The sequence below is a fragment of the Campylobacter sp. BCW_6464 genome, from assembly GCF_001762775.1.
GTDB classification, from domain to species: domain Bacteria; phylum Campylobacterota; class Campylobacteria; order Campylobacterales; family Campylobacteraceae; genus Campylobacter_D; species Campylobacter_D jejuni.
Genome location: NZ_MJXM01000055.1, coordinates 1 through 5307 on the forward strand (window position 1 = coordinate 1; position 5307 = coordinate 5307).

The window sequence follows — 5307 nt, forward strand, 5'->3', positions numbered from 1 at the left end:
GAAAATGAAAAATAACCCTTATTTTAAAGAAAGCGAATTTAAATGTAAATGCGGCAAATGTGAATTGCCTCAAAATGTACCAAGTGATGAGCTTATAGACATTCTTTGTGAAATCAGAGAACATTACAATGCTCCTGTTATTATAAATAGTGGATATCGCTGCAAAGAGCATAATGCAGAGATTGGTGGAGCCCCTAAAAGCCAACACACTATAGGAAGTGCAGCGGACTTTGTGGTTAAAGGAGTTAAAACAGAAGAAGTTCATCAATATGTTTTAAACACCTATGGCGAAAGAGGTTTAGGGATTGCTATAAAACATAATTTTAATGATCCTTATGCTGGGTTTGTACATTTAGACACTAGAGGCAAAAAAGCAAGATGGACTTATCCATAAGGAAAAGATTGTGTTTAGTTTTATTTTATCAAGGTTTTTAAGTCCTTCAAAAATAGCTTTTTTTGTTCTAATTGCTCTTTGTGGTTTTTTATATTTAAAAAACAATGCTTTAGCTTTAGAAAATGAAAATCTAAAACTTAAAGCTTTGCATTTTAACAATGAAATCAATGTTTTTAAAGATAAATTAGCCCAGCAAAATAAAGCTATTGATAAATTAAAACTTGATTTAAAGCCCAAAGAGACTTTAAAAGAAGTTTTAAAAGTGGATAAGGTTTTTATTAAAGATAAAAGCTGTGAGAGTGAACTTAAAGCTTATAAAGAATTATTTAATATTTTAGGAGCAAAAAAGTGAATGATAAAATGAGAATTTTCCTATTAATTATACCTTTTGTTTTTTTAAGCGCTTGTGCTTCTAAAGATATTTTGATTAAAACTGAAATCAAAGAAGTTAAAGTTCCTATTAAATGCCCTTTAAAACTTCCTTTAAAGCCTTTAGACAAACAAGACTTAGAAAGTGCTAAAGAAATCTCTAAGTATTACTTAGAAGTTGAAAATATAGCCAAGCTTTGCACAGGAGAGAAAGATGAAAGAAAATAATAAAATGATAAATCAAAAAAGCATTGCAAAAGATCTTCTTATAGCTCTTTTGTTTTCAACTTTTGCATTAGCTTTATTATATTTATTTGAAATTTTTACAAGGAACTAGCAATGAAATTAGAAGATATATTTGTATATATGGTTTTAATGATAGTAAGCTTTATAGCTGGACTTGTAGGAATTGTAACAAAAAATAAATTAAGCAAAGCTCTTAATTTAAAAGGTAAATTTACACTCTTTTTAAAAGGTATGCTAGGTTCTATGTTTGTAGCATATCTAGTTTTTGAAATTGTAAATTATCTTAATTTTGGCATAAAACTTAGCGTTGCAGTGGGCGGTTTTGCAGCTTATATGGGGACAGATGCATTGCTTAAAATTGAGCAACTTGTAGAAAAGCTTATAAATAAAAAATTAGATAAATTGTAAGGCTTTATATTGACCCTTGTATTTTAAAAGGTTTTAAACGCAATTTAAAGCTTTTTAAAACTATATTTGAAAATAAAAAGAAAGCAAAAATGGATAAGTTAGAAATAAATGAAATTAAATCAAGGCTAAAGGCTTTAAAATTTAATCATAAAGAAGATAAAAATTTAAGAAGAGATAGGATTTTAAAACAAGGCTTTAAGGCTTTTGTTTTTGAATATTTTCCTCATCATATCAATTTTATCAAAAAAGAAAGCTCTAATTTTAGAAATTTTATCTATGATAATATTGATGAATTAGAAAAGAAAAATAATCATCTTTGTTTTAAAGCTTATCGTGGAAGTGCTAAAACAACGCTTTTAGTAAGACTTTTTACTCTTTACTCGCTTTTAAGTAATAAAAAGCAATATGCTTTAATTATATCTTCTACTTTAGACATTGCAAGTGAAAGTATAGCAAGTTTAAAAACAGAGCTTGAAGAAAATGCTAAATTAATTAATGATTTTGAAATAAAACTAGGCGATGAATGGACTAGTGAAGCCATAGTTTTTACAAGTTTTAAAATACATAAAAAAATTAAAGCTTTTGGTAGTGGTAAAAAGATAAGAGGAACGAATTATCTTGGCAAAAGACCTGATTTAATTATCTGTGATGATATAGAAAATGATGAAAATGTAGAAAGTAAAACGCAAAGGGATAAACTTTATAAATGGTTTAATAAAGCCATTTTAAAGCTAGTCGCAAGAACACAAGAAAATTATTTATACTTAGTCGTTGGAACTATTTTACATCAAGATAGTCTTTTAAATCGTTTAAATGATGATAAACGCTTTTTAATTTATGATTTTCCGCTTGTGCTAAGCTTTCCTGACAAACTTGATTTAATCGATAAAAACAATATTTTAAAAAGCGATTTAAAGGGTTTTAAATTAGATGATGAAAATTTAAACAAAATAGAAATTTTAAAAGAATATTTTGCTGATACTCAAAGTTTTTTTAGCGAATATCAAAACAAAGCATTAAGTACTGAAAATGCTATTTTTAGCGAGTATAAAATCATAGAAAAAGAACAAGATTTTGACCTTGTGGTTTTAGGGATTGACCCTGCACTTGGTAAGGCAAAAGGCGATTATTTTGCCATTGCTGAGCTTAAAAAAGTAGATAAAAATAAATTTCATTTAAAAGCAAGTGGCTATAAAATATCTCCTAGCAAGATGATAGATGTGATATTAAAGCTTTATATCAAATACTTAAGCTTAGGAAAAATAGTAAAAATAGCCATTGAAACAATAGCCTTTCAAGAGTTTTTCAAAGATAAGCTCAAAGAAGAGGCTTTAAAACTGGGAATTATTCTAAGTATTTGTGAGCTTAAAAATAAAGTCGCAAAAGAACTTCGCATCGATAGCTTAGCACCTTACATTAACGACGGCACGATTTTAATAGACAATAACTCAAATTTACTTATCGAAGAAATGCTAACCTATCCAAAAGCAGCACATGATGACTTGCTTGATGCAAGTGAGATGGCTTTTAGAATCGCTTGTAGTGCAGCAAATGCAGATTATAAAGCAATCAATAGAATACTTAGCAAAAGAAAGATTAAAAAAGGATTTTTATGAGAATATTAAACAAAACAGCAAGAAAAAGCGTAGCAAGCAGTGTTGATTTTGATAGCATAATCGCTGCTTTAAATAGTGAGAATTTTAGCGAACTTATAAGTATTTATGATTATTTTAAACGCTTTGATCCACAAATAGCAAGCGAAGTAATGAAAAGGCGTTTTAAAATGTGTTCTTTTCCTATGTTTATTACTTGTAAAGACGAGACTCAAAGAATATTTTTACAAAATTATATATCAAAAAGTGATTTTAGGAAATTCGTCTTTGAAATGAGTGCTGCAGTAGTTTATGGTTTTGCTGCTTTTTTACTTGAATGGAAGGTAAAAGATTTAAATGTTTTTCCAAAACTAAAATACATAAGTCCGAGATTTTTTTCGATGGATGATAAAGAAAGGCTATTTATTTATAGCGAAAGTAAAAAACTTTTTGTGGATGAGTGTGATGATATATTTTTGCACTTACATCCAAGCGATTCAGGTTCATTCATAGAACAATCCCTTTTTTATAATGTTGTAAGCATTGCGGTTTTAAAGCAACTTGCTATGAGTAAAAACATTTCTTATCTTGATAATTTAAGTGTGCCACCTATCATTGCAAAAACAACCAATGCAAACAGTGATAAAGAAATAGAAGAACTTTTAATGCAACTTAGTAATTTAAGAAGTGCAAGTGTGGGAATTTTTAACAAAGATGACATGGTCGAGCTTTTAAACTCAGGGCTTTCTACTTCTACTTTTACAGATTTTTTAAGGTATTGTGATGAAGCTATTTCAAAATTAATCAGCGGACAAGTTTTAGCAGGAAATGCAGTGCAAAATGGTACTCAAGCCTTAGGTAATGTACACGAAGAAGTGCGTCTTAATGTGGGTGAAATGGATACACTTTTTTTAAGCAAAAGCATACAAAAATTATTAGAGCAGATTTTAAAACTTAATTTTGCAAAGCCAGCTGAGTTTGAGTTTGTTTTTGATACAAACAAAGAAGTCGATGAGCAATACTTAGCAGGAGTTTATAGCACTATTTCTAGTATGGGTTATGAGATACCTGCTGAGTTTTTAGCAAAAACTTTTAGAATTGAAGGTTTAAAGAAAAAAGAAGTAAGCACTGAAAATTACGCATTTAACTCTTTAATGTTAGAAAAAAATAATCGTCTTAGCAAGGATAAAATAGAATTAAACTCAAGTGCAGAAGATGAGATAAGTGATGAAATTTATGAAAAAATCAAAGCCTTTTGGGAAGAATGTCAAAGCTATGAAGAATTAGAAGAAAGAATTTTTAAAGAATACCCAAATATCAGTTTTGAAAAATTAAAAGAAAGTCTGGATAAAAAAATCGCTCTTGCTTCCATGCAAGCTCTTTTGGATGCTGGCAATGAGTGAATAGGTGGGTCAAGGCAAAACGGGGCTTTTGCGTTAGCAAAAGGGTCGGGTAGCCTTTAGTTGCTTCTTAGGCGGAATTCACTTCCGCCGTTAAAGAAGGTTAAAAAAGGTAAAGAATGAGTAATATTTTTAACAAAAGCGTAGATGAAGCTTATAGCTATTTAGAAAATAAAGGCTTAAAAATAAGCTTTAAATATCACGAAATTAAAAAACAAGCACACGATCGTGCTTTTAGTGCAGCAGGCATTATGAAAACAGATGTATTAAATGATTTGCACGAAGAATTAAAAAAAGCTATGAAAGAAGGAAGAAATTTTAATGAGTTTAAAAACAATTTAAAAGAGCTTTTAACAAGTAAAGGTTGGTATGGTAAAAAAGAAATAACAAACCCAAAAACAGGAGAAAAACGCACTATAAACATCAATGCAAATCGCTTAAAAACAATTTATCATACCAATATGCAAAGTGCTTACGCAAAAGCAAGAGCAAAACAGCTTAGCACTTATTCTTACAAAACTTACTGGGTATATAAATGTGCACTTTTAGAAGATTCAAGAAGTGAGCATAAAAAAATGCACAATTGTGCTATACACAGAGATGATCCATTTTGGAAAACATCCTTTCCGCCTAATGATTATAATTGCAAATGTAAAGTCATAGCAGTAAGCGAAAAAGAAGCAAGGGCTAAATATAAAATTTTAGAAAATCCAAAAAGCATTGCTTCTAAAAATTTTGCTTATGATAAAAGAGAAAATTCACAAATCCCAAAAGAAACTAGAATAAGCTTAGATGAGAGCTTAGAAAATTTACCAAAAATACAAAATTATGAAAATTTAAGTGATAAAGAATTAATAGATAAGGTTTATGAAGCTTTTAATGTAAAAAAAGGAGATTT

At 29.1% G+C, this 5307-nt stretch carries 8 protein-coding genes; all 8 read left to right on the forward strand.

The genetic code is table 11. The features are described 5' to 3' along the window. Positions 1-4 precede the first annotated feature (4 nt). A complete protein-coding gene (locus tag AJ885_RS07105; protein ID WP_070276122.1) occupies positions 5-394 on the forward strand; it encodes a YcbK family protein in 390 nt (129 codons plus the stop codon). A 10-nt stretch (positions 395-404) separates the two neighbouring features. Continuing rightward, on the forward strand, positions 405-746 hold the full coding sequence (locus tag AJ885_RS07110; RefSeq protein WP_002827119.1) for a hypothetical protein: 342 nt from the start codon (positions 405-407) through the stop codon (positions 744-746). Then, positions 743-991: a hypothetical protein gene (locus tag AJ885_RS07115; RefSeq protein ID WP_070280988.1), complete on the forward strand. Its 249-nt coding sequence runs from the start codon at positions 743-745 to the stop codon at positions 989-991. The genes AJ885_RS07110 and AJ885_RS07115 overlap by 4 nt, the downstream gene beginning before the upstream one ends. Next, complete coding sequence (locus AJ885_RS10685; protein WP_002790262.1) at positions 978-1100, forward strand: hypothetical protein; 123 nt, start codon at positions 978-980, stop codon at positions 1098-1100. The genes AJ885_RS07115 and AJ885_RS10685 overlap by 14 nt, the downstream gene beginning before the upstream one ends. A gap of 2 nt (positions 1101-1102) precedes the next feature. After that, the gene (locus AJ885_RS07120) at positions 1103-1417 is read left to right on the forward strand and encodes a phage holin family protein (protein WP_002790261.1); all 315 of its coding nucleotides are present in this window, start codon (positions 1103-1105) and stop codon (positions 1415-1417) included. 89 nt (positions 1418-1506) lie between these two features. Beyond that, entirely contained in the window at positions 1507-3033 is a 1527-nt protein-coding gene (gene terL, locus AJ885_RS07125; protein ID WP_002865465.1) for a phage terminase large subunit, read from the forward strand. Then, positions 3030-4412, forward strand: a complete 1383-nt coding sequence (locus tag AJ885_RS07130; RefSeq protein WP_002909830.1) for a DUF935 family protein — start codon at positions 3030-3032, stop codon at positions 4410-4412. Before terL ends, AJ885_RS07130 begins: the two co-directional genes overlap by 4 nt. A gap of 116 nt (positions 4413-4528) precedes the next feature. Beyond that, a partial coding sequence (locus tag AJ885_RS07135; protein ID WP_070280990.1) for a phage minor head protein occupies positions 4529-5307 on the forward strand: 779 nt, incomplete at its 3' end.